Raw genomic sequence first — 23,516 nt, 5'->3', positions numbered from 1 at the left:
GCCGCCAGAACCTATGAAGACCTGTGGAATGCCGTCGGGCACGTCTGCAATCTCTTCCCCGAGGAGGAGTGCTACAACTTCCTCAAAGCGGCGGGATATCAAAGTGATTAAACGCGACACGCTCTAAGGTCAGCACTGAGTTCCTTCCCGGACGGCCGGTCTCCTCCCACGGCCAATCCGGCGCTTCGCAAAAGCAGAAGCAAACAAGCCCGCCGGCTTCCTCCCTCCGGCGGGCTTTTCTTTTGTCCGCAACAGTTCAACAAAATAAAGCGGCAGACCTCCAAAGCATAGACTGAGCAAAGGTCTGCATTTTCAGCAGATCAGACGTGCGGTTTGGCCTCTACCTAAGGCAATCCGATAGGCCTATCTTCTGATTATCAAATGACGAACGGGCCTGACGCCGATCCGCGGCGCTCTAGGCCACAGAGAGAGAAAGAAGGCCTATCATGTTCAACAATGTCGCCCGCAAGTACCAGAGCTGGAAGCGTTTCCGGAACACCTACGACGAGCTGTCCCAGCTCTCCAACCGTGAGCTCTCCGACCTCGGCATCAGCCGCGCGGACATCGTGTCCGTGGCACGGTCCGCAACCCGCTAAATGACAGATTTTAAAGTTCAGACGGCGCTCCTCCTCCCGAAAGCCGTGTGAAGCGCCGCTACAGCGGACGCAAAAATGCCCGCCGGTTTCCTCCCCCGGCGGGCTTTTCTTTGACCTTTTCTATGACTGGCAGACCGTGCTCTTTGCCACAACGTTCTGCCTAACCGGATTGCCGGGCCATCCACACGTCCAGCGGTGAAATCACCGGCAGTTCCCCGTTGCTGGTCGGCCAGGAATCAATCGCATAGACTGCTCCGTTCCCCTTTTCCCTGACCGTCGCAGAGGCATGCGGATACCGGCCATCCAGGAAGAAGCCCCGTGCCACGGGCGAGGACACCGTGTGGTGTTTCAGATAGCCGTGACGCTGCGCGAAAAGCAGCAGGCTGTTGGTGTTGGTCGATTCATCGATGCAGTCCATCTGTCCGCGCACACCTGCATTCTGCATGTCCAGCCCGCCGATATCGTTGCTGGAGCCTACGATGGGGCCTGCACGGCGCTCCTGCCAGCTCACGGCCGCCGCAATTGCCTTGCGCTCCGCCGCCGGAGACACGGCGCCCTTCTTCAGGATGGATTTCAAACGGGCGAGGTCCTTTCCGGAAAAGGACACCGGCGTCTTGTAGGCGCAGCCGAAGCCGTGACAGACATAGATCCGGTCCACCTTGGGCGCGGTGCCATTATGCGCGCCATACCAGGCTCCCGCATCGCCCTCGGCCTGTCCTGCACACCCCGCCAGAAGCGCAGCAACAACCAGTGCCGGCAGCGCCCTTGCGAAGCCGGTGGCACCTCTAGTCTGGTTTCCAAATTTCACCTGGCGAATCCCCAGTCCCAATTGCCCTTACGGAATTGTGTAGCACGGCATTGCAGCTTGCCAATCAAGACTGTAATCAAACGCCTGAAAGCCCGGCTGGTTCGTCAGCTTCTGACGCGCCTTGGCAAAAAGTTTGAGGCCTGCCCGTAGGCCCCCAATCCCAAAGGATCGAAGACATGACCCCCATCCACGTGATCGGCGGCGGACTGGCTGGTTCCGAAGCTGCCTGGCAGATCGCCCGGCGCGGCATTCCCGTGGTGCTCCATGAGATGCGCCCCGTCCGCAAAACCGATGCCCACAAGGGCGAAGGCCTGGCCGAGCTGGTCTGCTCCAACTCCTTCCGCTCCGATGACAGCGAGCACAACGCCGTTGGTCTCTTGCATCACGAGCTGCGCCAAGCCGGCTCGCTGATCATGGCTTGCGGTGATGCCAATCAGGTGCCCGCCGGCAGTGCGCTGGCGGTGGACCGGGACGGCTTTTCCGATGCGGTCACAAAGGCTCTGGAAGAGCATCCGCTGATCACGATCCAGCGCGAGGAGATCGCAGGCCTGCCACCGGCGGAGTGGGACAGTGTGATCGTCGCCACCGGCCCGCTGACCTCTCCAGCTCTCTCGGAAGCCGTTCTGGCCCGCTGCGGCGAGGATGCCCTGGCCTTCTTCGACGCCATCGCGCCGATCGTGCATTTCGAGTCGGTCGACCTTTCCAAGGCCTGGTTCCAGTCCCGCTATGACAAAGTGGGCCCCGGCGGCAACGGCAAGGACTATCTCAACTGCCCGCTCGACAAGGAACAGTATGACGCCTTCATCGACGCGCTGATCGCAGGTGACACGGCCGATTTCAAGGAATGGGAAGAAAACACGCCCTATTTCGACGGCTGCCTGCCAATTGAAGTGATGGCGGCCCGCGGACGCGAGACCCTGCGCCATGGTCCGATGAAGCCCATGGGGCTGACCAACGCCCATAACCCGACGGTCAAGGCCTATGCGGTGGTGCAGCTGCGCCAGGACAATGCCCTCGGCACGCTCTACAATATGGTCGGGTTCCAGACGAAGCTGAAATACGGCGCCCAGGCAGAGATCTTCAAGATGATCCCCGGACTGGAAAACGCCCAGTTCGCCCGCCTCGGCGGCCTGCACCGCAACACCTTCCTGAACTCGCCCAAGGTTCTGGACGGCACCTTGCGCCTGAAGGCCGAGCCGCGCCTGCGCTTCGCCGGCCAGATCACCGGCTGCGAAGGCTATGTGGAATCGGCCAGCGTCGGCTGTATGACCGGCATTTTTGCCGCCATGGAGCGGCTCGGCCGGGATATCGTCACCCCGCCGGAAACGACCGCCATGGGCGCCCTGATCGGCCACATCACCGGCGGGCATATTTCCCGCGAGGATGAAGGCGGCCCACGGTCATTCCAGCCGATGAACGTCAATTTCGGCCTGTTTCCGCCCGTCGACGCACCGAAAACCGGAGCAGATGGCAAGCGGCTCAAGGGCAAGGAAAAGACCAATGCCAAGAAGCTGGCCATGACCGAACGCGCCAAAGCAGACTTCGCCACCTGGATCGCCCCGCTTCAGCCGAGTAATTGACGATCAGCAAATCAGTGGCTCCGGATTCTATCCGGGGCCGTCTTTTTGTGAGAATTCAGAGTTTCGGACCGGATTTGCGCGCAGCCCGCCACAGAATCCACTGGCGCCGGAGCTGGGAGAGCTCGGCAGATCCGCGCAGGGGATCGAAATCCTTGGCATCCATCCGGGCCAGCACCGGCTCTACCAAGGCAAGCGGAAGAAAGACGGCTGCGGCCTGCGGCGGCACATCTTTGAGCTTCTGGCGCACACGGACCAGGTGATGGCGGGCATGGCCACGGAGTTCTGCAAGAGCGGCCCTCAGCTCGGGCGTGGCCTCGCCCTTGAGCACTGTTTGACGGTCAACGCCATGCCGGTCCAGAAGGTCGGCGGGCAGATACATCTGTCCGCGGGCCGCGTGCCAAGGCAATGCGCGCATCAGGCCGCACAGACCAAAGGCAACGCCCGCATGGCCAGCCACCTCTCCCGTGCCTGCATCCTGCCCCTTGTTCAGGACAAGAGCCCCCAGCTGGAACAGAGCTGAAACGGTTTCACCGCAATACCCCTCCAGATCATGAAGCGTGGGCATCGGGTCGTCGTAAAGATCAAAGACGCGGGCATCAATCATGTCGGTCAAGGCCTTGACCGGCAGGTTATAGGCGCGGATCGTCTGCCCCAGCGCATCGGCGACCGGGTTGGCAGCCGCATCCCCGTGCTCCGTGCCTTGCAGGAAGTCCCGCCACCACTGCAGCCGCACTTCGCCCGGCAGAGGGTCGCGGATCAGATCCCGGACCCGGGCAATCTCCGCATTGAACGCATAAAGCGACCAGAGCCCGTTCCGGGCGTCCTCAGCTGCAAAGAGCCCGGCCAGATACCGGTCCCGGTCCTGGGCATAGACGATCTCGCGGGCGTAGTCGTAAGAGCTGGAGGTCATGATCTGATCGTATGTGATTTGGGAAGGAGAATCTCAGAATAAAACCGGCATTTCAAAGCCAAGAGATCCCCTCGCACAACGTTTGGCCTTACATCAAAGCAGCGCGGCATACCCCGTTCTCCCCCCTTGAGGGGGAGATGTCTCCTTCGGGAGACAGAGTGGGGTACTCAGCCCCTCGGAGCACATCAGCGTCACTGAGCTTGCAGAAACTTTACCCCTCTCTGTCAGCTTACGCTGACATCTCCCCCTCAAGGGGGGAGACGGGAGCATGCTGCGAACTCTGCGGATAGAGAAGAAGCCCACCACGCAACGCGATTGAAGCGTCTAGACTCACTCCACTGCCAGAAGGGCTGCGGCGACGGCCCGCTCTTCCGATAGCATGACGTTGAACGTGCGCACGGCGGCCCCTGTGGACATGGCATCGGAAATGATACCGGCCTCCCGGAACGCCTGTTTCAGCTCCTGAGGCAGGGGCCGGAGATCCGTACCGGTGCCGACGAGCAGCACTTCAATATCGCCCGGCTCTTCCAGAACCTTGGCGAAGGCGTCAAGGGTAAGGTCGGCAAAGGAAACCGGGGTCCATCCATAGATGCCCGAAGGCACGCACAGGATGGAGCCCCGGTGGGACATGTTGGCGAACCGGAACCCGCCGTTGCCATAGGCATCGAGCGGGGCCCGGCCCGGAAAATGAGCGTCCCGGATTTCCATGATCGCCTCAGGCCGCCGGAGCTGTGCCGGTTTCCCCGGATTCTGCATTCTCTCCGTCAGACTTGCCGTCCGAACGCAGGTTGAACAGGATCAGGAAAGGAGCTGCCAGGAAGATCGACGAATAGGTGCCAATGGCAATCCCGAAGATCATCGCGAGGGTGAAGGACCGGATGACCTCGCCGCCGAAGGCATAGAGGGCAAACAGGGCCAGCAGGGTCGTCAGCGACGTCATGGTGGTGCGCGACAGGGTTTCGTTGATGGACTGATCGAGAAGATCGGTCAGCGGCATCTTCTTGTAGCGGCGCAGGTTTTCGCGGATCCGGTCATAGACCACCACGGTATCATTGAGCGAGTAACCGATGATGGTCAGAACCGCCGCAATGGACGACAGCGAGAAATCCAGACGCAGGATGACAAACAGGCCAATGGTGACCAGCACGTCATTGAAAGTGGTCAGGATCGCACCGATGGCGAACTGCCACTCGAACCGGAACCAGATGTAGAACAGGATCGCAATCAGGGAGACAGCAACCCCGAGGATCCCGGCACGCGCCAGCTCTTCGGACACGCGTGGGCCCACGACCTCAACCCGGCGGAAATCCACCTGGTCTTCGGCAAAGGCATCACGCACCTTGGCGACTACGGCCTGCTGGGCAAGTTCTCCGCCCGGCTGCTCCTCAATGCGGACCAGCACTTCATCTTCACCGCCGAACTGCTGAACCTGAACGTCGCCCAGGTTCAGATCGCTCAGGGCCGACCGGATACCCGCCACATCGGCAGGCCCCTGGGTCTTCATTTCGATAACCGTACCGCCCTTGAAGTCGATGCCGTAGTTCAGGCCGACCATGAAGAACAGTGCAATGGAACCAAGCCCCAGAACGATGGCCAGCGGGAAGCTGATCTTTCTGAGCCACATGAACCGGATCTTCGTGTCATCCGGAATAAGTCTTAGCAAAGCCACTCTTTCAACTCCCGGATTACAGAGGCAGTTTCGTCGGCCGCGCGCGGCGCACCCACATGGCGATCAGGAACCGCGTGAAGGTGAAGGCCGAAAAGACGGTCGTGAAAATACCGACAGCAAGCGTAACGGCGAAGCCCTTGACCGGCCCGGACCCGAGCTGGAACAGGATCAGTGCCGCGATCAGCGTTGTGATGTTGGCATCCAGGATGGTGCCGAGTGCGCGGCTGAACCCGGCGTCGATGGCGGAGATCGCAGAACGCCCTGCCCGCATTTCCTCGCGGATACGCTCATAAATCAGTACGTTGGCGTCCACCGCCATGCCGATGGTCAGAACAATACCGGCAATACCCGGCAGCGTCAGCGTTGCCTGCAGTGTCGTCAACACCCCAAAGATCAGGATCACGTTCACCGCGAGTGCAACGTCGGCAATGATGCCGAAACGGCCATAAGCCAGGATCATGAAGATCACGACGGCGGCAGCCCCGATCAGCGAGGCCAGCTTGCCGGCTTCGATCGAGTCGGCGCCAAGACCCGGGCCGATGGAGCGTTCTTCGATCACGGTCAGCTTGGCCGGAAGAGCGCCCGCACGCAGCAGGACCGCCAGGTCATTGGCGCCTTCAACCGTGAAATTACCCGAGATCTGACCCGACCCGCCGGTGATCGGCTCCCGGATGACCGGAGCGGAGATCACTTCATTGTCCAGAACGATGGCAAAGGGCTTGCCGACATTCTGCTGGGTGATGACCGAAAACTTGCGGGCGCCTGCCGTGCTGAAGCGGAAGTTCACCACCGGCTCATTGTTGCGCTGATCAAAGGAGACCTGGGCATCCACGAGGTCTTCACCGGTCAGAAGCGGTGTCTCGTCGATCAGATAGGGGATGGGCGGATCGTCTGTGGACATGGCCACGACGGTGCCCACTGGCGGACGGGATTGGAGCGCCTGCTGGCCGGACATGGAGGTATCGACCATGTGGAAGGTCAGCTGCGCGGTCTGGCCGACCAGATCCTTCAGGCGCTGCGGATCGCTTTCACCCGGTGCCTCAACCAGGATACGGTCGGTGCCCTGCCGCTGAATGCTGGGTTCCGTGGTGCCGATTTCGTCGACGCGGCGGCGGATGACCTCGATCGACTGCTGAACGATCGACTGCAGGCGCTGGTCCAGGCCCTCTTGGGAATAGGTGATGCGCGCCAGACCATCGCTGGAAACATTGACGTCGAACTCGTTGACGGCCTGACCGCCGAAGACCGAGTTGACGAGAGGATTGCGCAAGCCGTTCAGGCGCTTGGTTGCTTCCTCAAGCTGGGACAGGTCGCGGATCCGGACCTGAACAGCATCGCCCTGGATCCCGAGGCCTGTATAGCCGATGCGCGGCTGCTCACGCAGCGCATTGCGGATATCGCCTTCAAGGGTCCGGAAGCGCTTCTGGACATAGTCGGCCTTGTCGACTTCATAGAGCAGATAGGCACCGCCCTGCAGATCGAGGCCAAGAACCATCTTGTTGTGCGGCAGGAAGCCCGGCCAGCTTTCAAGAGTCTTGGCGGAGAAGAAATTGGGCAGCGTCGTCAGAATGCCGGCAAGGACCACGAGTGTGATGACGGCAATCTTCCAGCGGGCAAAATAAAGCATGACGGGAGGCCTGTGCTGGGGTGCCAGGCCGGGAAAAGAGACCGGCCTGGCGCAAATGCGAAGTCAGGGAGCGCTTATGCGCCTTCCTTGGCCGGTTCGGACTTGGAACGGACTTCCTGAACCATGGAGCGGACGATCCGCACCTTGACGCCTTCAGACAGTTCCACTTCCAGTTCGCTGTCGTCCACCACCTTGGAGACCTTGCCGATCAGACCGCCACTGGTGACGATCTTGTCGCCGCGGCGCAGACCTGCGATCAGGGCCTGATGCTGTTTCATGCGCTGACGCTGCGGACGGATGATCAGGAAGTACATGATCACGAAGATCAGGATGAACGGCAGGAACTGGCCGATCATGCCAACGTCGAACGGAGCTCCGGTCTGCGCGTAGGCGGGGGTGATGAACATACATATCTCCTCTGAGGGCTCTTCGCGCCGGCAAAGCTTGCCGCCGGCAACAAATGCCAAATTCTGGTGGCCGGACTATACCGGCGGCGTGGCGGTTTTCAAGTAATCCGGCCCGCCACAAGCGTACCGGAATGGGAATAAGCGCCGTTTTCGTACCGCCATCCCCGTGTTACTCGTCTTGTTCGCTCCTGGCCGCCCCCAAAGTGGGTCCGAAATTCAAGGTTACAAGTCCCAATGCCCGAAACCAGCGACATCGCCCTTTTGAACCAGAAACTCGATTCCCTGCTGCAACTTGTGGCCCGTGCGGTGCCGCCGCTTCCTGCCGCGCCGGATCTCGATGCGGCGGATGCTTTCGTCTGGTCCCCTGCCCCCGGCGAACTGGTGCCGGTCGCCAAGGTGAACCGGGTCGACATCGCTCTGCTATGTTCCGTCTCCAGGGTCCGGGATCTTCTGCTCGACAACACACGCCGCTTTGCCCGCGGGCTGCCCGCGAACAACGCCCTGCTCTGGGGTGCCCGCGGCATGGGCAAGTCCTCGCTGGTGAAGGCTGCTCAAGCTGCTGTCAATCAGGAAATGGGTTCAAACGATCTCAAGCTGATCGAGATCCACCGGGAGGACATCGAGACGCTGCCCGCCCTGATGAAGCAGATCCGGGACGCAAGCCAGCGCTTCATCATCTTTTGCGACGACCTGAGCTTTGACAATGACGACACGTCCTACAAATCGCTCAAGGCGGTGCTGGAAGGCGGCATCGAGGGGCGTCCGGACAACGTCATTTTCTATGCAACGTCCAACCGCCGCCATCTGCTGCCGCGGGATATGATCGAGAACGAGCGCTCCACCGCCATCAATCCGGCAGAAGCGGTCGAGGAAAAGGTCTCCCTCTCCGACCGGTTCGGCCTCTGGCTCGGCTTTCACAAATGCAGTCAGGACGATTATCTGGAGATGGTCAACGGCTATGCCGCGCACTACGGCCTCAAGATCGAGGCGGACGCCCTGCGCGCGCAATCGCTGGAATGGGCCACCACCCGTGGCAGCCGCTCAGGACGTGTAGCCTTTCAGTTCATCCAGGACCTCGCCGGACGTCTGGGACAGACGCTGAGCTGACAACGGCACCCCTGGGTTTTCAGGCAGGCAGACCACACATGCAAAAGCCCCGGACTTGCCGGGGCTTTCGATAGTGAAAATCCGCTCAGCAGACTGTCTCAGTCCTTCGGCAGATAGCGCATCGGATCGACGGGCTTGTTGCCCTTGCGCACTTCGAAGTGCACCTGGGGCTGATTAACGGAACCCGTGGCGCCGGCAAGGGCGATCGTGTCACCCCGGTTGACCGCGTCACCGCGCTTCACGTTCAGCTCTGAGTTATGGGCATATGCCGTCACCCAGCCGTCTTCATGGCGCAGCAGAACCAGATTGCCGTAGCCCTTCAGCTCGTTCCCGGCATAGATCACCGTGCCGCTGTCGGCGGCCTTGACCGGAGTGCCTTCCGGAACGGAGAGGTTCACGCCGTCATTGCGCGCGCCGCCCGGCTTGGCGCCAAAGTCAGAAATCACCTTGCCGCGAACCGGCCAGCGGAAGTTCGGAACGCCGGTTTCGACCGGATCCGCATTGGCGACAACCTGGGGCTTCTCAATCTTGGCCGGAGCGGCTTCCTGACGGACAGGCTCCTGCACACTGGAGACCAGAGCAGGTTTGGACGGGCTCTGGGGAACAGACCCGGAAACGCTCACCGTGCGGGTGGCGACAGGCGCGGCCGAATGGGCAGGCTTTGCGTCCGGCGTGCTGACGCGGACGGGAGCTGCATCCGAGACCTTGCCGGAGCGGACTTCAGCGAACTGCGGCTGATAGCGGGGCTTGGCCTCAGGAACAGCGCGGACACCCGCCTCGGACGCGTTCGGGATCGAACCGGTTACCATTGTATCCGGGCGTGACGATGGACGAACGACCGCCCCAGCATCGGCCTGCCGGCTGCTGCCATTCGGCGAATAGACATAGGTCGGGATGATCAGGCTCTGTCCCGGACGGACCGAAGAAATGTCTTCGATGCCATTCACAGCAACAATCGCCCGCTCGGGAACCCCGTAACGCTTGGACAGACCCGCGACCGTGTCGCCGTTGCGCAAAGTGACGCGCGTGCCCCCCGCAGAAGACCAGCCATTCCAGGAAACCGCATTCGCCGTCGAGACCGAAGGCGTTGCCGCAACCGGCTCACGCAGCGAAGCCGTGCGTGTTTCCGGCGCAGGCGCCGTCTCGACCGGCGGAAGCGAATTCGAAGTCACCACAGACCGGCGCGAAGGCACGGGAGCGGCTGCCGGAGCAGATGCATAAGAGGCGCCGCCGGAAGGCACATTTGCATGAGGCAGAGGAGCCCCATCTGCGGAGCGGGTTACGGACCCGGTTGCACCGGCACGCCCGCCTGCGGAGGGAAGCTGGCCGTTGTAGCCGTAATTCTGCGAGCCGCTGGCGACATCCCGGTAGGACGGCTGCGCCGGCTGGCTGGAGGCAGAAGGCCGGTTCGACACACTGCTCGTGGTGAAGTCATAGTCACTGAAGCGCTCAGTCGCAGAGCTGCACCCCGCCAGCAGACCGGCGGTCAGGGAGATCAAGGCAATCCGTGACATCAGATCGCCACGGAGGATACGCAGCCGCTTACTCATAGCACTCTCAACCGATAGATGATTGATCATTATGGTTAAGAGTAGAAACCAGTAAGGTTTATAAAGAGCTAAGAAACCGGCTCAATCTGTGCCAATGCTGACTTTCGCTCAGATAGATCCTCAATGCTGACAATACGTGAAGCAAGCTGGACAAGATCTCAACCAGACCTGCCCCAGATATCAAGTCCGGGCCTGTTTTATCACAGCCGCCCAGCGAGACCGGGAACCAAGGAGATCATGCGCACGGTACCGAGCCTCTTGCGCTCCTCTGACCCGCCTGCCCGGTTCAGCTTGATCAGCGTCTGCGGTTCACGGGGAATACCAAGCGGCGCAATCAGAATCCCCCCCGGCTTCAACTGCGCAAAAAGCCCTTGCGGGATCTCTGTCACCGATCCGTTGAGCACGATCCGGTCAAAGGGCCCCTGTGCGCCCAGTCCGAGCAAGCCGTCGGCGTGGTGGACCTGCACGGTCTTCAGCTTGAGAGCGGCTATCCGCTGGGCGGCAAGATCCACGAGCGCCTGATACCGGTCGGCACTTTCCACCCTGCCCGCCAGATGGGCGAGGACGGCGGCCTGATAGCCTGAGCCGGTGCCGACCTCCAGAACCGAATGTTCCGGCTTCAGCTCCAGCTCCTGCATGACCCTGGCGACAAAGGAGGGTGCGGAAGCCACCTGCCCGCATTCGATCGGGAGTGAGGCATCCTCATAGGCCAGATGATGGTGAACGGCGGACAGGAACAGGCGGCGCGGCACCCGCTCTATAGCTGACAGCACCGCCCGGTCGCCAATGCCTCTCCGGCGCAAGGCAAGAACAAGCGAGGCCCGCGCCTCCACCTCATCGGGGGTTTCGCGGTGCGGTTCAATAATCTGCCCCGGCCCGTTTGCGCCGCTCATTCATTCCCCCCGATGACAGCTGCTCAGTCCTGACCGGTTCCGTCCGACAGACTGCTGGCCAGTTGACCAACCATGTCATGGGCCGTCAGATCGATGCGCAGCGGCGTCACGGAAATATAGCCGTCTTCGATCGCATGCAGGTCGCTGTTTTCAAGGATCGACTTGCCGCGGTCACGGAAGGCCAGCCAGAAATAGGGATTGCCGCGCCCGTCCTTGCGTTCGTCCACGACCAGGCCGCTCTGCTCGTGATGGCCCTGAACGGTCACCTTCACGCCCTGCACCTCATCCGCCGGGCAGGCCGGAAAGTTGACGTTGAGCAGAGTGAACGGCGGCAGTTCGAAATCGATCAGCTTGCGGAACAGCTCCGTGGCATGAGCCTCGGCAATGCCGTAGTCCGGGCCATTCTCATCCGTCCAATTGTAGGCCTGCGAGACCGCGATGGAGCGAATGCCCAGCAGAGAGCCTTCGATCGCCCCGGCAACGGTGCCCGAATAGGTGATGTCTTCGGCCAGGTTCTGGCCCCGGTTGATACCGGACAGAACCAGATCCGGCGCACCGGGCAGAACCTTGCGCAGACCCATGATCACGCAATCGGTCGGCGTGCCGCGCAGGGCATAGTGCCGCTCGCTGATCTTGCGCAGCCGCAGGGGCTCGCTCAAGGTCAGCGAATGAGCAACGCCGCTCTGGTCCGTCTCAGGCGCAATGACCCAGACATCATCGCTCAAGGTCCGGGCGATGCGCTCCAGGGCAGCAAGGCCCGGAGAGTGAATGCCGTCGTCGTTGGTGATCAGAATGCGCATATCAGCCGATGGTCTCCAGCCCGTTCATGTAGGGACGCAGTGCTTCCGGCACGGTAACCGTGCCATCGGCATTCTGATAGTTTTCCATGACAGCGATAAGCGTGCGGCCAACGGCAAGACCCGAACCGTTCAGTGTGTGTACGTGGCCAAGCTGCTTTTCGCCCTTGAGCCGGTAGCGGGCATTCATGCGCCGGGCCTGGAAATCGCCGCAGACCGAGCAGGACGAGATTTCACGGAACGTGTCCTGCCCCGGCAGCCAGACCTCGATGTCGTAGGTCTTGCGGGCGCCAAAGCCCATATCCCCGGTGCAAAGCGTCATGACCCGGTAATGCAGCCCGAGCTTCTTCAGCACGTTTTCCGCACAGGACAGCATCCGCTCAAGTTCGTTGAGCGAGTCTTCCGGACGGGTGATGGAGACCAGTTCGCACTTCTGGAACTGGTGCTGACGGAGAATGCCGCGCGTATCGCGCCCGGCAGACCCTGCTTCCGAGCGGAAGCAATAGGTCAGCGCCGTCACGCGCAGGGGCAGTTCTTCCTCGGCCAGGATTTCACCTGCCACCAGATTGGTCAGCGGCACTTCGGCGGTCGGGATCAGATAGTGATCACCCGTCGTCTTGAAGAGATCTTCCTCGAACTTCGGCAACTGGCCCGTTCCGAACAGAGCCGTGTCATGCACGAGCAGCGGCGGCGACACTTCCGTATAGCCATGCTCCTGCGTGTGCATGTCGATCATGAACTGGCCGAGGGCGCGTTCCAGACGGGCGATCTGGCCCTTCAGCACCACGAAGCGCGAACCGGAGAGTTTGGCAGCGGTCGAAAAATCCATTCCGCCATGCACTTCCCCCAGCTCAAAGTGTTCCTTCGGCTTGTGATTGAAGCTGAAGACCGGCTTTTCACCGACAACGCGCAGTTCGACATTGCCCGCCTCGTCTTCCCCATCCGGCACATCGTCATGGGGCAGGTTCGGAATGACGGCAAGGGCTTCATCTAGAGCGGCAACCAGTTTGCGCTCTTCCTCTTCGCCCACCTGGATGAAGGCCTTGAGTTTGGCGACCTCATCAATCACGGCCTGGGCTGCGGCTTCATCGCCGCTGGCCTTTGCCTTGCCGATTTCCTTGGAGGCGGCGTTGCGGCGGTTCTGGGCGTCCTGAAGCTTGGTGATATGGGACCGGCGCGCATCATCCAGCGCAATCAGCTTGGCGGCTGAGGGCTCATAGCCACGGCGGGCAAGACCCGCGTCAAAGGCTTCGCTGTTTTCCCTGATCCATTTGATATCGAACATCGTGCTTCCCGGGCGGCGCTTGGTTAAGTGCGGATTGCCGCGCCGCTCCGGGACGATTTGCAGGAGCCTCAGCCCTCAGCGGCCTCGCGCTCTGCCTCTCGTTCCGCTCGCTGGCGTTCGACAAGCCGGACGGAAATGATGGAGACTTCGTAGAGAAGCAGCGTCGGCAGTGCAAGGCCGATCTGCGAAATCGGATCCGGCGGCGTCAGGACAGCTGCTGCCACGAAGGCAAAGACGATTGCATACTTGCGCTTTTCCCGGAGGGTTTGCGCCGAAACCAGCCCGGCCCGGCCCAGCAGCGTCAGAATCACAGGCAGCTGAAACACAAGGCCAAAGGCGAAGATCAGCACCATGATCAGGCTGAGATATTCGCTCACCTTTGCCAGGTGCTGGATGGCCACCTTGCCCTCGCCTCCAACCTGTTCCATGGACAGGAAGAAGGTCATCGCCATGGGCATGACGAGGAAATAGACGAGGCAGGCACCAAGCGCGAAGAGAATCGGCGTGGCGACCAGAAACGGCAGGAAGGCCGACCGCTCGTTCTTGTAAAGCCCAGGCGCCACGAACATGTAGACCTGAGAGGCGATCACCGGAAACGCCAGGAACATGGCCCCGAACAGCGCCAGCTTCAGCTGGGTGAAGAACCACTCCTGCGGCGCGGTGAAGATCATCTCCACGTGCTCCGGATTGGGAGCAGCCTTCAGGTAGGGCACCGTCAGGATGTTGTAGATGTCGGTGGCGAAATAGAAGCAGATCACGAACATGATCAGGACCGCGATCACCGACTTCAACAGCCGCTGGCGCAATTCGATCAGATGCTCGATGAGTGGAGCCTTCGAGGCCTCGATATCGTCCTGGCTCATGCCTTGGATTCCTCGGGAGCCTTGGCGGCTTCCGTCTTTTCGGAAACAGGAACGGCGGCTTCTCCGGACGCATCCGGAGCTTCTACCGGAACAGGCTCGGCTGCAGGTTCAGCTGAGGGAGCCGTTGCCATCGGCACCGGCGGAACGGCCTCAGGCGCGGTCGGTTTGGCAGTCTTTGCGTTCAAATCCGCCTCGATGGACTTCTTGAGGTCTCCGAGGGGATTGGTGTTGCCAGCTGCTTCCACCTGCTTGCGCATCTCGTCGATACCGGCTTGCTGTTCAGCCTCCCGGATCGCGTCATTGAAAGTGGACTGGAATTCCCGTGACAGGCGGCGGGCCTTGCCGATCATCTGACCGACGGTCCGCAGCATGCGGGGGAGGTCTTTCGGACCGACAACGATGATCGCAACACAGGCGATCACCATGATTTCAGTCCATCCGATATCGAACATTCAGGTCCGGCCCACTGGTTGGGTCCGGCAGCCGGGCACGGCGCCGGACGCGGCGTCGCTTCAGGAAGCCTTGGACTTGTCTTCAGCCGTTTCGGCAGACACGGTCTGCGACGGCTGATGATCGATCGTCTTGGGGGACGCGGCAGGCGCGCTGGAAGCCGACGGTGCGTCGTCGTCTTCGGCCATGCCCTTCTTGAAGCTCTTGATGCCCTTGGCGACATCACCCATCAGGTCGGAGATCTTGCCCCGTCCGAAAAGCAGAACGACGACCACCGCGATGATCAGAATCTGCCAAACACTCACGCCCATGCGTCTAACTCCCGGTTGGTCCGGCTCTTCAGCCTGCCGCCACTATTACAAAAAAGGCTTCGCAGCCGCAACACAGTGACCATGCCCCCATATAGGAATAAGGAACAAGTCCTTAAAGGTCACTGCTGGGCTTCAAACACCAGAACATCCTGAGGATCGGTGGACAATCCCACATCCATGCCCACCTCGAAACCACCACCGGGACGTGCCCGCGCCTGCAGCAACCTGTCGTGCCCCTCGACCCGGATGGCCAGAAGATCCATCTCGCCGACGAATCGCTTGGCTACGATGCGGCCGGTGACGCTGGTGCTTCCCGCCGGCTCCAGAACGATGCCGTGAGGACGGACACAGACTTCGAGGTGCGTTCCGACCGGCGCGCCATTGCCCTGGATCAGCCCGATAGGCGTTTCGATCCCCTCGCGGGAGACCTTGCCCTGCATCTGGTTGAGTTCGGAGAAGAACCGCGCCGCAAACACATCTGCGGGATTGCTGTAAAGCTCCTCGGAAGTTCCGTGCTGAACCAGGCGCCCCCGGCGCATCAGGGCGATCTTGTCGCCCATGCGCATGGCTTCTTCCGGGTCGTGTGTCACGACAATGCAGGTGGCGCGGGTTTCGCGCAGGATCGACATGGTTTCCTCGCGCACACTGTCGCGCAGGCGGCGGTCCAGCCCCGAGAACGGCTCATCCATCAGCAGGACACCGGGACGCGGAGCGATTGCGCGGGCAAGCGCGACCCGCTGCTGCTCTCCCCCGGACAAGGCGTGGGGGTAGTCGGCGGCATAGCCCTTGAGGCCGACACGTTCCAGCGTGGCCAGCGCCTCGCGTTCCGCCGCCTCCCGCGGCAGATCGTTGAGGCCGAAACAGACGTTGTCCAGAATGGTCATATGCGGAAACAGCGCATAATCCTGGAACATCAGCCCGACACCCCGCTGTTCGGGCGGGACGAACCGGTTGGGACCAGCCACTTCCTGGCCGTTGATCAGCACCCTGCCCCGGCTCTGCCGCTCGACACCGGCGGCAATGCGCATAAGTGTCGTTTTGCCGCAGCCTGAATGTCCGAGAAGGCAGAGAACTTCCCCCGGTGCGACCGAAATCGAGAGGTCAACGACCGAGTCATTGCCATCATAATCATGGCAGATTCCCTCGAACACGAGACCGGCGGCGATCGTCGCGCGGGCTGTTCCCCGGGGGCCCCAGTTCGGATCGCTGTCATTGCGCGGCGTACGGCTGCTTGCAAGATCCGCTGATATTTGGCCGCTTTTCCCCATCTTGGGGTCATTCAAGGTCATGTGGTCTCGGTTTTCTGGTCCAGATCCGCGTCGCCGAACAGGCCGCCTTCTTCAAGCGGGTCCTCTTCCTCGGTCAGATCCGGTGTATCGTCCGGGGTCGGCACAAAGAACGAGGCCGGGATCGCGCTGTCAAGAAGGCCCGCGCCCTTGAGCTCCTCAAGACCTGGCAGGTCGCGGATGTTTTCCAGGCTGAAATGCTGCAGGAACAGCTCGCTGGTGCCATAGGTCACGGGCCGTCCCGGTGTGCGGCGGCGCCCGCGCATGCGCACCCAGCCTGTCTCCAGAAGCACATCCAGGGTTCCCTTGGAGGTAGAAACCCCGCGAATCTCTTCAATCTCGGCACGGGTCACCGGCTGATGGTAGGCAATGATGGCTAGGGTCTCCAGAGCCGCGCGGGAGAGCTTGCGCTCCTCTTCCCGGTCGCGGCGCATGAGATAGGCCAGATCCTCGGCAGTCCGGAAGGCATATTTCCCCGCGACACGGATCAGATTGACCCCGCGCACCGCGTAGATGCGCTGCAGCTCCGCCAGTATGGCCGGCAGATCACAATTGCGCGGCAGGCGCTCCTTCATCTCGTCAACAGACAGGGGATCGGCAGAGGCGAAGAGCAGCGCTTCGACCATGCGCATCCCTTCCCGGTCCCGGTCGCTGAGCGGCGGCCGCCCGGATTCGGTTGCTGTCAGCAGATCCGCTTCAGATGCCATCCTGACGCTCCTTTGCCTTCGCGCGGATATAGATCGGGGTGAATGCCTCTCCCTGCCGGATCTCGATATGGCCTTCGCGGACCATTTCGAGGCTGGCGGAAAAGGTGCTCGCGATCACGGTTGCCCGGTCCTCGTCGTCATAAAGATAATCCCGCAGGTAATCGTTGATCGGCGCCCATTCCGCAATACGGCCAACCAGCCGGGTCAGCAACTCACGGGCTTCCTGCAGAGACCAGACGTTGCGCCGGATCACCGTATGGTGGGTCACCGACGTCCGCTGGCGCTGGGTCGCATAGGCGGTCAGCAATTCGTAGATGCTGGCTGACCAGATGCTCTTGTGGGTGACCGACGTGGTTTCCGGATGGCCGCGGGCAAAGACATCGACGCCAAGCCGCGAGCGCTTCATCAGCCGGGCAGCAACGTCCCGCATGGCCTCGAGACGGCGCAGCCGGAACGCCAGCGCTGCCGCCAGTTCCTCACCGGACGGCTCATCCTCGCCCTTCTGCTCCGGGATCAGGAGACGGGACTTGAGGTAAGCGAGCCAGGCCGCCATGACCAGATAGTCCGCCGCCAGTTCAAGGCGCATCTTGCGCGCTTCGGTCACGAAGTCGAGATACTGCTGAACCAAGGCCAGAATGGAGATCCTCGTCAGATCCACCTTCTGATTGCGGGCGAGCGTAAGCAGCAGGTCCAACGGACCTTCGAAGCCTTCGACATCAACCATGAGCATGGGATCGGAAGAGGCGCGGTCCTCTTCCAATGCGGTGCTCAGGAGATCGACCTGATCGTCATCGCTTGCCATGCCCCAGTCCCAATTGCCCGTTTCCCGTCAGAGAGTGCTGCGGGCAGCCCCTCACAGGATCCCGGCGGGTTCCCTTGTTCCTGCCTTCCGCCCGCGGCGCTCAGGCCAGGCTTTCGGTCAGAATGCGGAACCGGGCCCAGGCGGCTCCCGCATCAAAGGCAGGATCCGGCGCCTTCAGCCAGCCAAGCGCCCGCTCGCAGCGCAGGCGGCTCATCCCCTCCAGATCCGGCGCCACATCCGCGACAGCCTGCATCTGGTCCAGTTCCCCATTGCAGTGAAGCACAAGATCGCACCCGGCGGCAAAAGTTGCAGCCGATCTTTCGCGCATATCCCCACCAAGGGCCTTCATGTTGATGTCATCGCTCATGAGGACGCCATCAAAGCCCATCTGGCCACGAATAATGCTGTCGATGATGACCCGGCTCTGGGTCGCTGGCGCCTTCGGATCGATGGCGGTGAACAGGAGATGCGCCGTCATGGCCATCGGATAGCTGCTCAGGGCCTTGAAGGGGGCGAAGTCGACCGCATCCAGCTCTTCGCGCGGCGCGTCGACGCGCGGCAGCTCCAGATGGCTGTCCACCGTTGCCCGTCCATGACCCGGCAGATGCTTGAAGACCGGCAGCACACCGCCTGCCAGCAACCCCTCGCAGGTTTCCTTGCCAAGCTTCGCAACCATGTCAGGCGCGCTGCCATAGGCACGGTCCCCAATGGCATCCACCATATCCGGCTGGCTGACGTCCAGCAGCGGCAGGCAATCGACGTTGATGCCGAGGGCAAGAAGCTCATGGGCGATCAGTCTGGCGCCAAGCCAGGCGGCTTCCCGGCCCCGGCCCGGATCGGCGCGGTAAAGATCGCCAAAGAGCTTCTGCGGCGGAAAGGACGGCCAGTGGGGCGGGCGCAGGCGCATGACCCGTCCGCCCTCCTGATCGATCAGCACAGGCGCGTTCTCACGCCCGACCGCCGTCCGGAACTCTGCGGTCAGGGCCGCCACCTGTTCCGGGTGGTCGCAGTTGCGCCGGAACAGGATCAAGCCCAAGGGATCTTCCCGGGTGAAAAACGTCTTCTCGTCCGCCGTGAGGCGCAGTCCGGCACAGCCGCTGATGAATGCCTTGGTCATGGATTGCCTGTATCTGCGGGATTGGCGGCGGTCAAGCAGACACGTGCAGCAATGCCTTGCACCCTCCGGATGGAAACGCGCATAAAGGGAAAAAGCACACGATCCGGAGATACCATGTACGTTCTTCCAGACAGCCCGCAGGGAACGGTCCATCACCTTCAGATTGCCTCCTCAATTCTGGGAGGCAACATGCTAGGGGACCGGACAACGCGCGAAGTCGCCGTCTATATCCCGAACGGCCACAGCGGCGAGGGACTGCCGCTCCTGGTCGATCTGGCCGGGTTTACCGGCAGCGGCCTCGGCCATATCAGCTGGAAGAACTTTGGCGAGAACCTGCCTGCGCGCCTGGACCGGCTGATCCACGAAGGCGCCCTGCCCCCGGTTGCCGTGGCCTTTCCCGACTGTTTCACCCGGCTTGGCGGCAACCAGTATATAAACAGCGCGGCCATGGGGCCGTGGGCAACCTATCTCACCACGGAAATGCTGGAGGCGGTCGAGAACCGTTTCGGCTGCGGCGGCCCTGGCTTGCGCGCCTGCTTCGGCAAGTCGTCCGGCGGCTATGGCTCCCTGATCCACGGCATGCTGCACGCGGATGTCTGGTCTGCCATCGCCTGCCATTCCGGCGATATGGCTTTCGAGCTCTGCTACCTGCCGGACATGCCTGCGACGTTGAGAACGCTTCAGAAAAAGGGGGCCATCGAGGACTTCATCAAGAGCTTCGAGGCGGGGCCGAAATATTCCGGCTCGGACATGCATGTGCTCATGACCCTGGCCATGGCCGCGACCTATGATCCGGATCCGGACGCCTTTTGCGGCATCCGGCTGCCGGTCGATCCGGAAACCTGCGAGCTCATCGATGAGCGCTGGAACACCTGGCTGAGCTGGGATCCGGTGCGGATGATGGACCGGCATGTGGACGCGCTGAAGTCCCTGAAGGGTATCTGGATCGATTGCGGCACCCTTGACCAGTATAATCTGCTCTATGGCGCAAGGCGCATGACCCGTAAATTGTCTGCCGCCAAGGTTCCCCATGTCTATGAGGAATTTGAGGACAATCATTCAGGCATCGATTACCGCCTGGACCTCAGCCTGCCCTATCTTGCCAAGGCATTGACGGGCTGAAGAGGACCCGAGGTCATCGGGCGGCTTTCCGGCTGCGCCAGAGCGCGTGACCAATCATGGCCACAGCCGCCTGGGCACTCAGAACGGCAGGCCAAATCTGGGCAAACGCCGGATCTGCATATTTCTGCGGACCGAAAGAGACCAGCGCCAGAGCAGCGGCCAGAGCGGTGAGCGCCCGTCCCGCTGGCCCATTGAGCGGACCGAGAACCAAAGCCGCGGCTGCGGCTGAAAGGGCCATGCCCAGAAACGGCCCGATGCCGAACAAGGGAGTTGCCGCCGGAGGATGGGGCGGTACCCCGGCATAGAGCGCCATTAGCATAACAGATTGCAGAATGATGAGAGCAGCAAGTGCCGCAGCGGCGGGACGGGATTGGGTCATGAACACCTCCTCAAAACCGTAATCATGTGTACGGTTGCTAAAACCGTAATTCCATGTACGGTTACTGTCAACCCGAAGGAGAACAGATGCGGGACGGCAGCAAGACACAGCGCCAAAGCGAGATTGAGCGGGCCGCCTATGCGGTTTTGGAGGAAAAAGGCTATGCGGCGGCCTCCATGCTGGCGATTGCCCGCAAGGCCAAGGCATCCAACGAAACCCTTTACAACTGGTACGGCGGCAAGCAAGGCCTCTTCCGGACGCTGGTCGAGCGCAACACCGCAGAAATCCGCGCCTTTCTTGAGGAACAGGCATCCGAGTCCCGCGCGCCCCTCGAAACACTTGCCGCCCTTGGCCCGAAGCTTCTCCAGCTTCTAACCAGCCCGAGAGCAATCGCCCTGAACAAAGCTGCAGCCTCAGATCCCACCGGCGAGCTCGGCGAGGCGCTGGGAGCCGCAGGACGGGACACAATCGCCCCTTTGATCGGCAAGGTTCTGGAAGGAGCAAGAGCCAAGGGGCTTCTCGCCTTTGAAGAAACAGGCGCGGCAACAGACCTCTATATTTCGCTGCTCGTTGGCGACCTTCAGATCCGTCTGGTGACCAGCGCTGCCATGCGCCCTTCGGAACAAACCCTTGCCGCCCGGGCAACAAGCGCCCTCACCGGTCTCACCCGGCTTCTTGCTCCCTGAAGAGCGGCGTGTGCCAGCGCGCTACAGAAAAGGCCGGAGCAATGCCCCGGCCTTTTCGTATTCTGTTACCGATCGCTCGTTACTGGCGGCGGACGAAGCAGTCACCACCGGCGGCCTGAAGGCTTTCGCAGACCTGGATCGCCTCTTCCTTGGACCTTGCCGGGATGCGGGCGCGGTAGAAGGTGCCCTTGTCCGGGATTTCCGCAGCAACGATCACAGCCGAGCGTCCGCCCAGAACCGACGGGTACTTGCGCTGAAGCGCGGTATAGGCATCGCGGGCAGCTGCATCAGAGCGCTGCGAGGTTACCTGAACCACATAGGTTCCGTCCGGGATCGATCCACTGGACGGGGCCGCCGTTACGGGCTGAGCCGGTGCCGGCGCCTGGGCCTGAACCGGCGCGGTTCTGACAGGAGCAGCACCCGGGTTGGTCAGGTCAAGCGGGCCGCTGCGGACAGGAGCCGTCTGCTGCGGCGCGGCAGCTGCCGTGCGCACAGGCACTGCCGGTTTTTCCTTCGGCAGGACAGACGGGATTTCACTTGCAGGCGGCTGCTCAACCGGCGTGATGTCAGCAGCTGTCTGCGGGGTGCTTTCAGCCGGTGCTTGGCCGGTCTCCGCACCAGAAACGATTGCCGGAACGGCAGGCGCCGCGCCCGGAAGCGTCGTTCCGGACGGCGTTACATCGCTGCCGGCAGCGTTTTCAGACGTCCCCGTCTGTGCCGGAGTGGTCGAAACGCTGCGGATGGGTGCCGGAGAGTCAGAAGGCTCATCCCCCTGAATGATCGTGCCATCAGGCCGCACAACGAGTGTCCGCACCTTCTTCGGCCCGGAAGGAACCAGAGGATCGCTGGTCACGACCCCTTCGGGTGCAGGCGGCAGCTCGGCTGGCTGGGTCTGTTCAGGCAGAACCAGACGCTCGCGCGAAGGATCGGAGGCGTTGCTGCCAACCCGGTCGTAGATCAGCTTGGAACTCTGGTTCTCTTCCGCGGGTTGCTCTTCCGGATAAATCTTCAGGGGCTCTTCCAGACCGGCAATCACCGGAGGCGCTCCATCGGGAACGCTGACGGAGTTGTCGCCCGTAAACAGAACAACGGCCCCGCCGACCAGGGCCACAGCCAGTACGGCACCGGCGGCATAAAGCCCCTTGCGAGAACCGCCGCCATGGGGGGCTGCCTTCTTTTCCCGTTCGGGATGAGGCGGCAGAACGCCCTGCTGGCCGATAGTCGGGTCGCTTTCCTGCATGGCGCGGGCGACAGCGTCCAGATCATAACCGCCAGGAGGCGGTGGCGCGTCTTCTTCCGGCACGTCCGGCAGCATGGCCGCCGCGTTCGGCCAGCTCATGTCGTCGATATCATCGGAGACATCCACCTGAGGACGGTTGTCTGCTGGTTTGGACTTGCCTGAAGTCCCGAAGTCGAGATCGGCAAAGAGAGCGTCGAAATCAGGGCCCGCCGAACTGCGCGCTGCCGCCTGGGGTGCCGAGACCTGAGGCGCACGATAGCTCGATGCGGATGCTGACGTATCGATGGAAAGAGCCGCGAAGAGATCATCCTCATCGACCACGGACGCCTTGCGGGCGGGTGCCTGGGCGGGTGCCTGGGCCTGTACCGGCTCGGCATAGGGCGCATGCTCTTCCGCCATCGGCTGGGAGGCTTCCGGCTCCGGCTCATACTGCCAGCCGCCCTGCGCGCCCTGCCCGGCGGCGTAGGAGCTTGTTACGGAGACAGCGGGTGCATAAGCAGGTTCGGCCTCGTAGGCCGGCTCGGCTTCGGTCTGCTCAGGGTCCGACAGCTCATAGGCGGTCGCATAGGGATCAGCTGTTTCGGCGTCTTCCGGCCATGCGTCGGCTTCACTGGTCTGCGCCTCTGCCTGAACTGGCTCTCCATAGGCGTTCCGGTCATAGGCGGGCTCCGCCTCATAGGACTGAGCATTGTAAGACTGAGCCTCATAGGATTGGGGCTCATAGGCTTCCGGCTCATAGGCCTCGGGCTGATAAGCTGCGGTCTCGACAGCGGCCTCTTCGACCGCATAATCCTGTTCCTGACCAGCAGGCGCTGCCGGATCAAAGCTCTGGCGCAGAGCACCCATAAGCTCGTCTTCCAGCTCGGCAGTCAGATTCTGCTCCAGATCGAGCGAAACGGTATTGCCCAGACGCGAGGCAGGCTGGACATCATAGGCCGGGGCCGTAACAGCTGCGGGCTGATGGCTGGCTGCGACCGCTGCGCTCAGGCTTTCCTCAAGCCCCCAATCGTCTTCGGCAACGGCTTCTTCAATTTGCGGCTCAGGCTGGGGCGCTTCAAACTGCGGCTCGACGCGCGGAGCGCTTGCGGGTTCCGGGGCGCCACGGCTGAGAGTATCGCCTTCACCGCCCAGACTATCCAGACCGGCGAAATAGTCGGTGCTTCCGACGCGGCCTGCTGCCACGCTGGCTCCCGCCTGCTTGTTCCGATTGACGATTCGGGCCAGCTCGACAAGCGGATCTTCCGCTGCAGACTGGTCCTCCTGCCCCACAGCCCGGGCTGTGGCACGTAAATCGGAGGTCGGACGTTCGTTTGCTGACATGGGC

At 61.9% G+C, this 23,516-nt stretch carries 24 protein-coding genes; 5 read left to right on the top strand and 19 right to left on the bottom strand.

Annotated elements, in window-relative coordinates; translation table 11 throughout:
• The first annotated feature begins 446 nt into the window (after positions 1-446).
• Positions 447-596 (top strand): DUF1127 domain-containing protein, encoded by a 150-nt coding sequence (locus IG616_RS21855; RefSeq protein WP_192150924.1) that lies wholly within the window; start codon positions 447-449, stop codon positions 594-596.
• A 160-nt stretch (positions 597-756) separates the two neighbouring features.
• On the opposite strand, the gene IG616_RS21850 is transcribed toward IG616_RS21855, so the two are convergent.
• Positions 757-1,404, bottom strand: a complete 648-nt coding sequence (locus IG616_RS21850; protein WP_192150922.1) for a hypothetical protein — start codon at positions 1,402-1,404, stop codon at positions 757-759.
• Positions 1,405-1,580: 176 nt separating this feature from the next.
• On the opposite strand from IG616_RS21850, the gene trmFO reads away from it, so the two are divergent.
• Entirely contained in the window at positions 1,581-2,984 is a 1,404-nt protein-coding gene (gene trmFO, locus IG616_RS21845; protein ID WP_192150920.1) for a methylenetetrahydrofolate--tRNA-(uracil(54)-C(5))-methyltransferase (FADH(2)-oxidizing) TrmFO, read from the top strand.
• Between the two features lie 55 nt (positions 2,985-3,039).
• Here the strand turns inward: trmFO and IG616_RS21840 are convergent, their stop codons facing one another.
• The 5 genes from IG616_RS21840 to yajC all read right to left on the bottom strand — a co-directional run bounded on the left by IG616_RS21840 (position 3,040) and on the right by yajC (position 7,597).
• The gene (locus IG616_RS21840) at positions 3,040-3,894 is read right to left on the bottom strand and encodes a phytoene/squalene synthase family protein (RefSeq protein WP_192150918.1); all 855 of its coding nucleotides are present in this window, start codon (positions 3,892-3,894) and stop codon (positions 3,040-3,042) included.
• 330 nt (positions 3,895-4,224) lie between these two features.
• Positions 4,225-4,602 (bottom strand): Mth938-like domain-containing protein, encoded by a 378-nt coding sequence (locus IG616_RS21835; RefSeq protein WP_192150916.1) that lies wholly within the window; start codon positions 4,600-4,602, stop codon positions 4,225-4,227.
• Positions 4,603-4,609: 7 nt separating this feature from the next.
• Positions 4,610-5,563, bottom strand: a complete 954-nt coding sequence (gene secF / locus IG616_RS22940; RefSeq protein ID WP_343072414.1) for a protein translocase subunit SecF — start codon at positions 5,561-5,563, stop codon at positions 4,610-4,612.
• 16 nt (positions 5,564-5,579) lie between these two features.
• Complete coding sequence (gene secD, locus IG616_RS22935; protein ID WP_192150914.1) at positions 5,580-7,190, bottom strand: protein translocase subunit SecD; 1,611 nt, start codon at positions 7,188-7,190, stop codon at positions 5,580-5,582.
• Between the two features lie 74 nt (positions 7,191-7,264).
• A complete protein-coding gene (gene yajC / locus IG616_RS21820) occupies positions 7,265-7,597 on the bottom strand; it encodes a preprotein translocase subunit YajC (protein ID WP_192150912.1) in 333 nt (110 codons plus the stop codon).
• Between the two features lie 234 nt (positions 7,598-7,831).
• Here yajC and IG616_RS21815 point away from each other — a divergent pair, with 234 nt between their 5' ends.
• Positions 7,832-8,704 (top strand): ATP-binding protein, encoded by an 873-nt coding sequence (locus tag IG616_RS21815; protein WP_192150911.1) that lies wholly within the window; start codon positions 7,832-7,834, stop codon positions 8,702-8,704.
• A 98-nt stretch (positions 8,705-8,802) separates the two neighbouring features.
• Here IG616_RS21815 and IG616_RS21810 read toward each other — a convergent pair whose 3' ends face one another.
• The 11 genes from IG616_RS21810 to nagZ all read right to left on the bottom strand — a co-directional run bounded on the left by IG616_RS21810 (position 8,803) and on the right by nagZ (position 18,765).
• Positions 8,803-10,254 carry a M23 family metallopeptidase gene (locus IG616_RS21810; RefSeq protein ID WP_192150909.1) on the bottom strand — a complete coding sequence of 484 codons (1,452 nt, stop codon included), beginning with the start codon at positions 10,252-10,254 and terminating at the stop codon, positions 8,803-8,805.
• A gap of 200 nt (positions 10,255-10,454) precedes the next feature.
• Positions 10,455-11,147 (bottom strand): protein-L-isoaspartate(D-aspartate) O-methyltransferase, encoded by a 693-nt coding sequence (locus IG616_RS21805; RefSeq protein WP_192150907.1) that lies wholly within the window; start codon positions 11,145-11,147, stop codon positions 10,455-10,457.
• Positions 11,148-11,170: 23 nt separating this feature from the next.
• On the bottom strand, positions 11,171-11,947 hold the full coding sequence (gene surE, locus IG616_RS21800) for a 5'/3'-nucleotidase SurE (protein WP_192150905.1): 777 nt from the start codon (positions 11,945-11,947) through the stop codon (positions 11,171-11,173).
• 1 nt (position 11,948) lies between these two features.
• Positions 11,949-13,229, bottom strand: a complete 1,281-nt coding sequence (gene serS / locus IG616_RS21795; protein WP_192150903.1) for a serine--tRNA ligase — start codon at positions 13,227-13,229, stop codon at positions 11,949-11,951.
• A 68-nt stretch (positions 13,230-13,297) separates the two neighbouring features.
• Complete coding sequence (tatC, locus tag IG616_RS21790) at positions 13,298-14,092, bottom strand: twin-arginine translocase subunit TatC (RefSeq protein WP_192150901.1); 795 nt, start codon at positions 14,090-14,092, stop codon at positions 13,298-13,300.
• Positions 14,089-14,544, bottom strand: a complete 456-nt coding sequence (tatB, locus tag IG616_RS21785) for a Sec-independent protein translocase protein TatB (protein ID WP_192150899.1) — start codon at positions 14,542-14,544, stop codon at positions 14,089-14,091. Before tatB ends, tatC begins: the two co-directional genes overlap by 4 nt.
• 60 nt (positions 14,545-14,604) lie before the next feature.
• The gene (locus tag IG616_RS21780; protein WP_192150896.1) at positions 14,605-14,853 is read right to left on the bottom strand and encodes a twin-arginine translocase TatA/TatE family subunit; all 249 of its coding nucleotides are present in this window, start codon (positions 14,851-14,853) and stop codon (positions 14,605-14,607) included.
• 119 nt (positions 14,854-14,972) lie between these two features.
• Entirely contained in the window at positions 14,973-16,142 is a 1,170-nt protein-coding gene (locus IG616_RS21775) for an ABC transporter ATP-binding protein (protein ID WP_246476360.1), read from the bottom strand.
• Positions 16,139-16,846 carry an SMC-Scp complex subunit ScpB gene (gene scpB / locus IG616_RS21770; RefSeq protein ID WP_192150894.1) on the bottom strand — a complete coding sequence of 236 codons (708 nt, stop codon included), beginning with the start codon at positions 16,844-16,846 and terminating at the stop codon, positions 16,139-16,141. The genes IG616_RS21775 and scpB overlap by 4 nt, the downstream gene beginning before the upstream one ends.
• Positions 16,836-17,648 (bottom strand): segregation and condensation protein A, encoded by an 813-nt coding sequence (locus IG616_RS21765; RefSeq protein WP_192150892.1) that lies wholly within the window; start codon positions 17,646-17,648, stop codon positions 16,836-16,838. The genes scpB and IG616_RS21765 overlap by 11 nt, the downstream gene beginning before the upstream one ends.
• A 100-nt stretch (positions 17,649-17,748) precedes the next feature.
• Positions 17,749-18,765, bottom strand: coding sequence for a beta-N-acetylhexosaminidase (gene nagZ / locus IG616_RS21760; RefSeq protein ID WP_192150890.1), 1,017 nt, complete (start codon positions 18,763-18,765; stop codon positions 17,749-17,751).
• 114 nt (positions 18,766-18,879) lie between these two features.
• On the opposite strand from nagZ, the gene IG616_RS21755 reads away from it, so the two are divergent.
• A complete protein-coding gene (locus IG616_RS21755; RefSeq protein ID WP_192150888.1) occupies positions 18,880-19,887 on the top strand; it encodes an alpha/beta hydrolase in 1,008 nt (335 codons plus the stop codon).
• A 13-nt stretch (positions 19,888-19,900) separates the two neighbouring features.
• Here the strand turns inward: IG616_RS21755 and IG616_RS21750 are convergent, their stop codons facing one another.
• Positions 19,901-20,266, bottom strand: coding sequence for a hypothetical protein (locus IG616_RS21750; RefSeq protein WP_192150886.1), 366 nt, complete (start codon positions 20,264-20,266; stop codon positions 19,901-19,903).
• An 86-nt stretch (positions 20,267-20,352) separates the two neighbouring features.
• Here IG616_RS21750 and IG616_RS21745 point away from each other — a divergent pair, with 86 nt between their 5' ends.
• On the top strand, positions 20,353-20,952 hold the full coding sequence (locus tag IG616_RS21745) for a TetR/AcrR family transcriptional regulator (RefSeq protein ID WP_192150885.1): 600 nt from the start codon (positions 20,353-20,355) through the stop codon (positions 20,950-20,952).
• 79 nt (positions 20,953-21,031) lie between these two features.
• Here IG616_RS21745 and IG616_RS21740 read toward each other — a convergent pair whose 3' ends face one another.
• Entirely contained in the window at positions 21,032-23,512 is a 2,481-nt protein-coding gene (locus tag IG616_RS21740; RefSeq protein WP_192150883.1) for an SPOR domain-containing protein, read from the bottom strand.
• Between the last annotated feature and the right edge of the window lie 4 nt (positions 23,513-23,516).

Origin of the sequence: Roseibium litorale, from assembly GCF_014842915.1 — a bacterium.
GTDB lineage: Bacteria > Pseudomonadota > Alphaproteobacteria > Rhizobiales > Stappiaceae > Roseibium > Roseibium litorale.
This window is presented reverse-complemented; position numbering and strand designations above follow the sequence as displayed.

Excerpts from the sequence above, each read along its gene's own strand:
- IG616_RS21855 (WP_192150924.1), top strand. The coding sequence starts at position 447 with ATGTTCAACAATGTCGCCCGCAAGTACCAGAGCTGGAAGCGTTTCCGG.
- trmFO (WP_192150920.1), top strand. The coding sequence starts at position 1,581 with ATGACCCCCATCCACGTGATCGGCGGCGGACTGGCTGGTTCCGAAGCT.
- IG616_RS21840 (WP_192150918.1), bottom strand. The coding sequence starts at position 3,894 with ATGACCTCCAGCTCTTACGACTACGCCCGCGAGATCGTCTATGCCCAG.
- IG616_RS21835 (WP_192150916.1), bottom strand. The coding sequence starts at position 4,602 with ATGGAAATCCGGGACGCTCATTTTCCGGGCCGGGCCCCGCTCGATGCC.
- secD (WP_192150914.1), bottom strand. The coding sequence starts at position 7,190 with ATGCTTTATTTTGCCCGCTGGAAGATTGCCGTCATCACACTCGTGGTC.
- yajC (WP_192150912.1), bottom strand. The coding sequence starts at position 7,597 with ATGTTCATCACCCCCGCCTACGCGCAGACCGGAGCTCCGTTCGACGTT.
- IG616_RS21815 (WP_192150911.1), top strand. The coding sequence starts at position 7,832 with ATGCCCGAAACCAGCGACATCGCCCTTTTGAACCAGAAACTCGATTCC.
- IG616_RS21810 (WP_192150909.1), bottom strand. The coding sequence starts at position 10,254 with ATGAGTAAGCGGCTGCGTATCCTCCGTGGCGATCTGATGTCACGGATT.
- IG616_RS21805 (WP_192150907.1), bottom strand. The coding sequence starts at position 11,147 with ATGAGCGGCGCAAACGGGCCGGGGCAGATTATTGAACCGCACCGCGAA.
- surE (WP_192150905.1), bottom strand. The coding sequence starts at position 11,947 with ATGCGCATTCTGATCACCAACGACGACGGCATTCACTCTCCGGGCCTT.
- serS (WP_192150903.1), bottom strand. The coding sequence starts at position 13,229 with ATGTTCGATATCAAATGGATCAGGGAAAACAGCGAAGCCTTTGACGCG.
- tatC (WP_192150901.1), bottom strand. The coding sequence starts at position 14,092 with ATGAGCCAGGACGATATCGAGGCCTCGAAGGCTCCACTCATCGAGCAT.
- tatB (WP_192150899.1), bottom strand. The coding sequence starts at position 14,544 with ATGTTCGATATCGGATGGACTGAAATCATGGTGATCGCCTGTGTTGCG.
- IG616_RS21780 (WP_192150896.1), bottom strand. The coding sequence starts at position 14,853 with ATGGGCGTGAGTGTTTGGCAGATTCTGATCATCGCGGTGGTCGTCGTT.
- IG616_RS21775 (WP_246476360.1), bottom strand. The coding sequence starts at position 16,142 with ATGACCTTGAATGACCCCAAGATGGGGAAAAGCGGCCAAATATCAGCG.
- scpB (WP_192150894.1), bottom strand. The coding sequence starts at position 16,846 with ATGGCATCTGAAGCGGATCTGCTGACAGCAACCGAATCCGGGCGGCCG.
- IG616_RS21765 (WP_192150892.1), bottom strand. The coding sequence starts at position 17,648 with ATGGCAAGCGATGACGATCAGGTCGATCTCCTGAGCACCGCATTGGAA.
- nagZ (WP_192150890.1), bottom strand. The coding sequence starts at position 18,765 with ATGACCAAGGCATTCATCAGCGGCTGTGCCGGACTGCGCCTCACGGCG.
- IG616_RS21755 (WP_192150888.1), top strand. The coding sequence starts at position 18,880 with ATGTACGTTCTTCCAGACAGCCCGCAGGGAACGGTCCATCACCTTCAG.
- IG616_RS21750 (WP_192150886.1), bottom strand. The coding sequence starts at position 20,266 with ATGACCCAATCCCGTCCCGCCGCTGCGGCACTTGCTGCTCTCATCATT.
- IG616_RS21745 (WP_192150885.1), top strand. The coding sequence starts at position 20,353 with ATGCGGGACGGCAGCAAGACACAGCGCCAAAGCGAGATTGAGCGGGCC.
- IG616_RS21740 (WP_192150883.1), bottom strand. The coding sequence starts at position 23,512 with ATGTCAGCAAACGAACGTCCGACCTCCGATTTACGTGCCACAGCCCGG.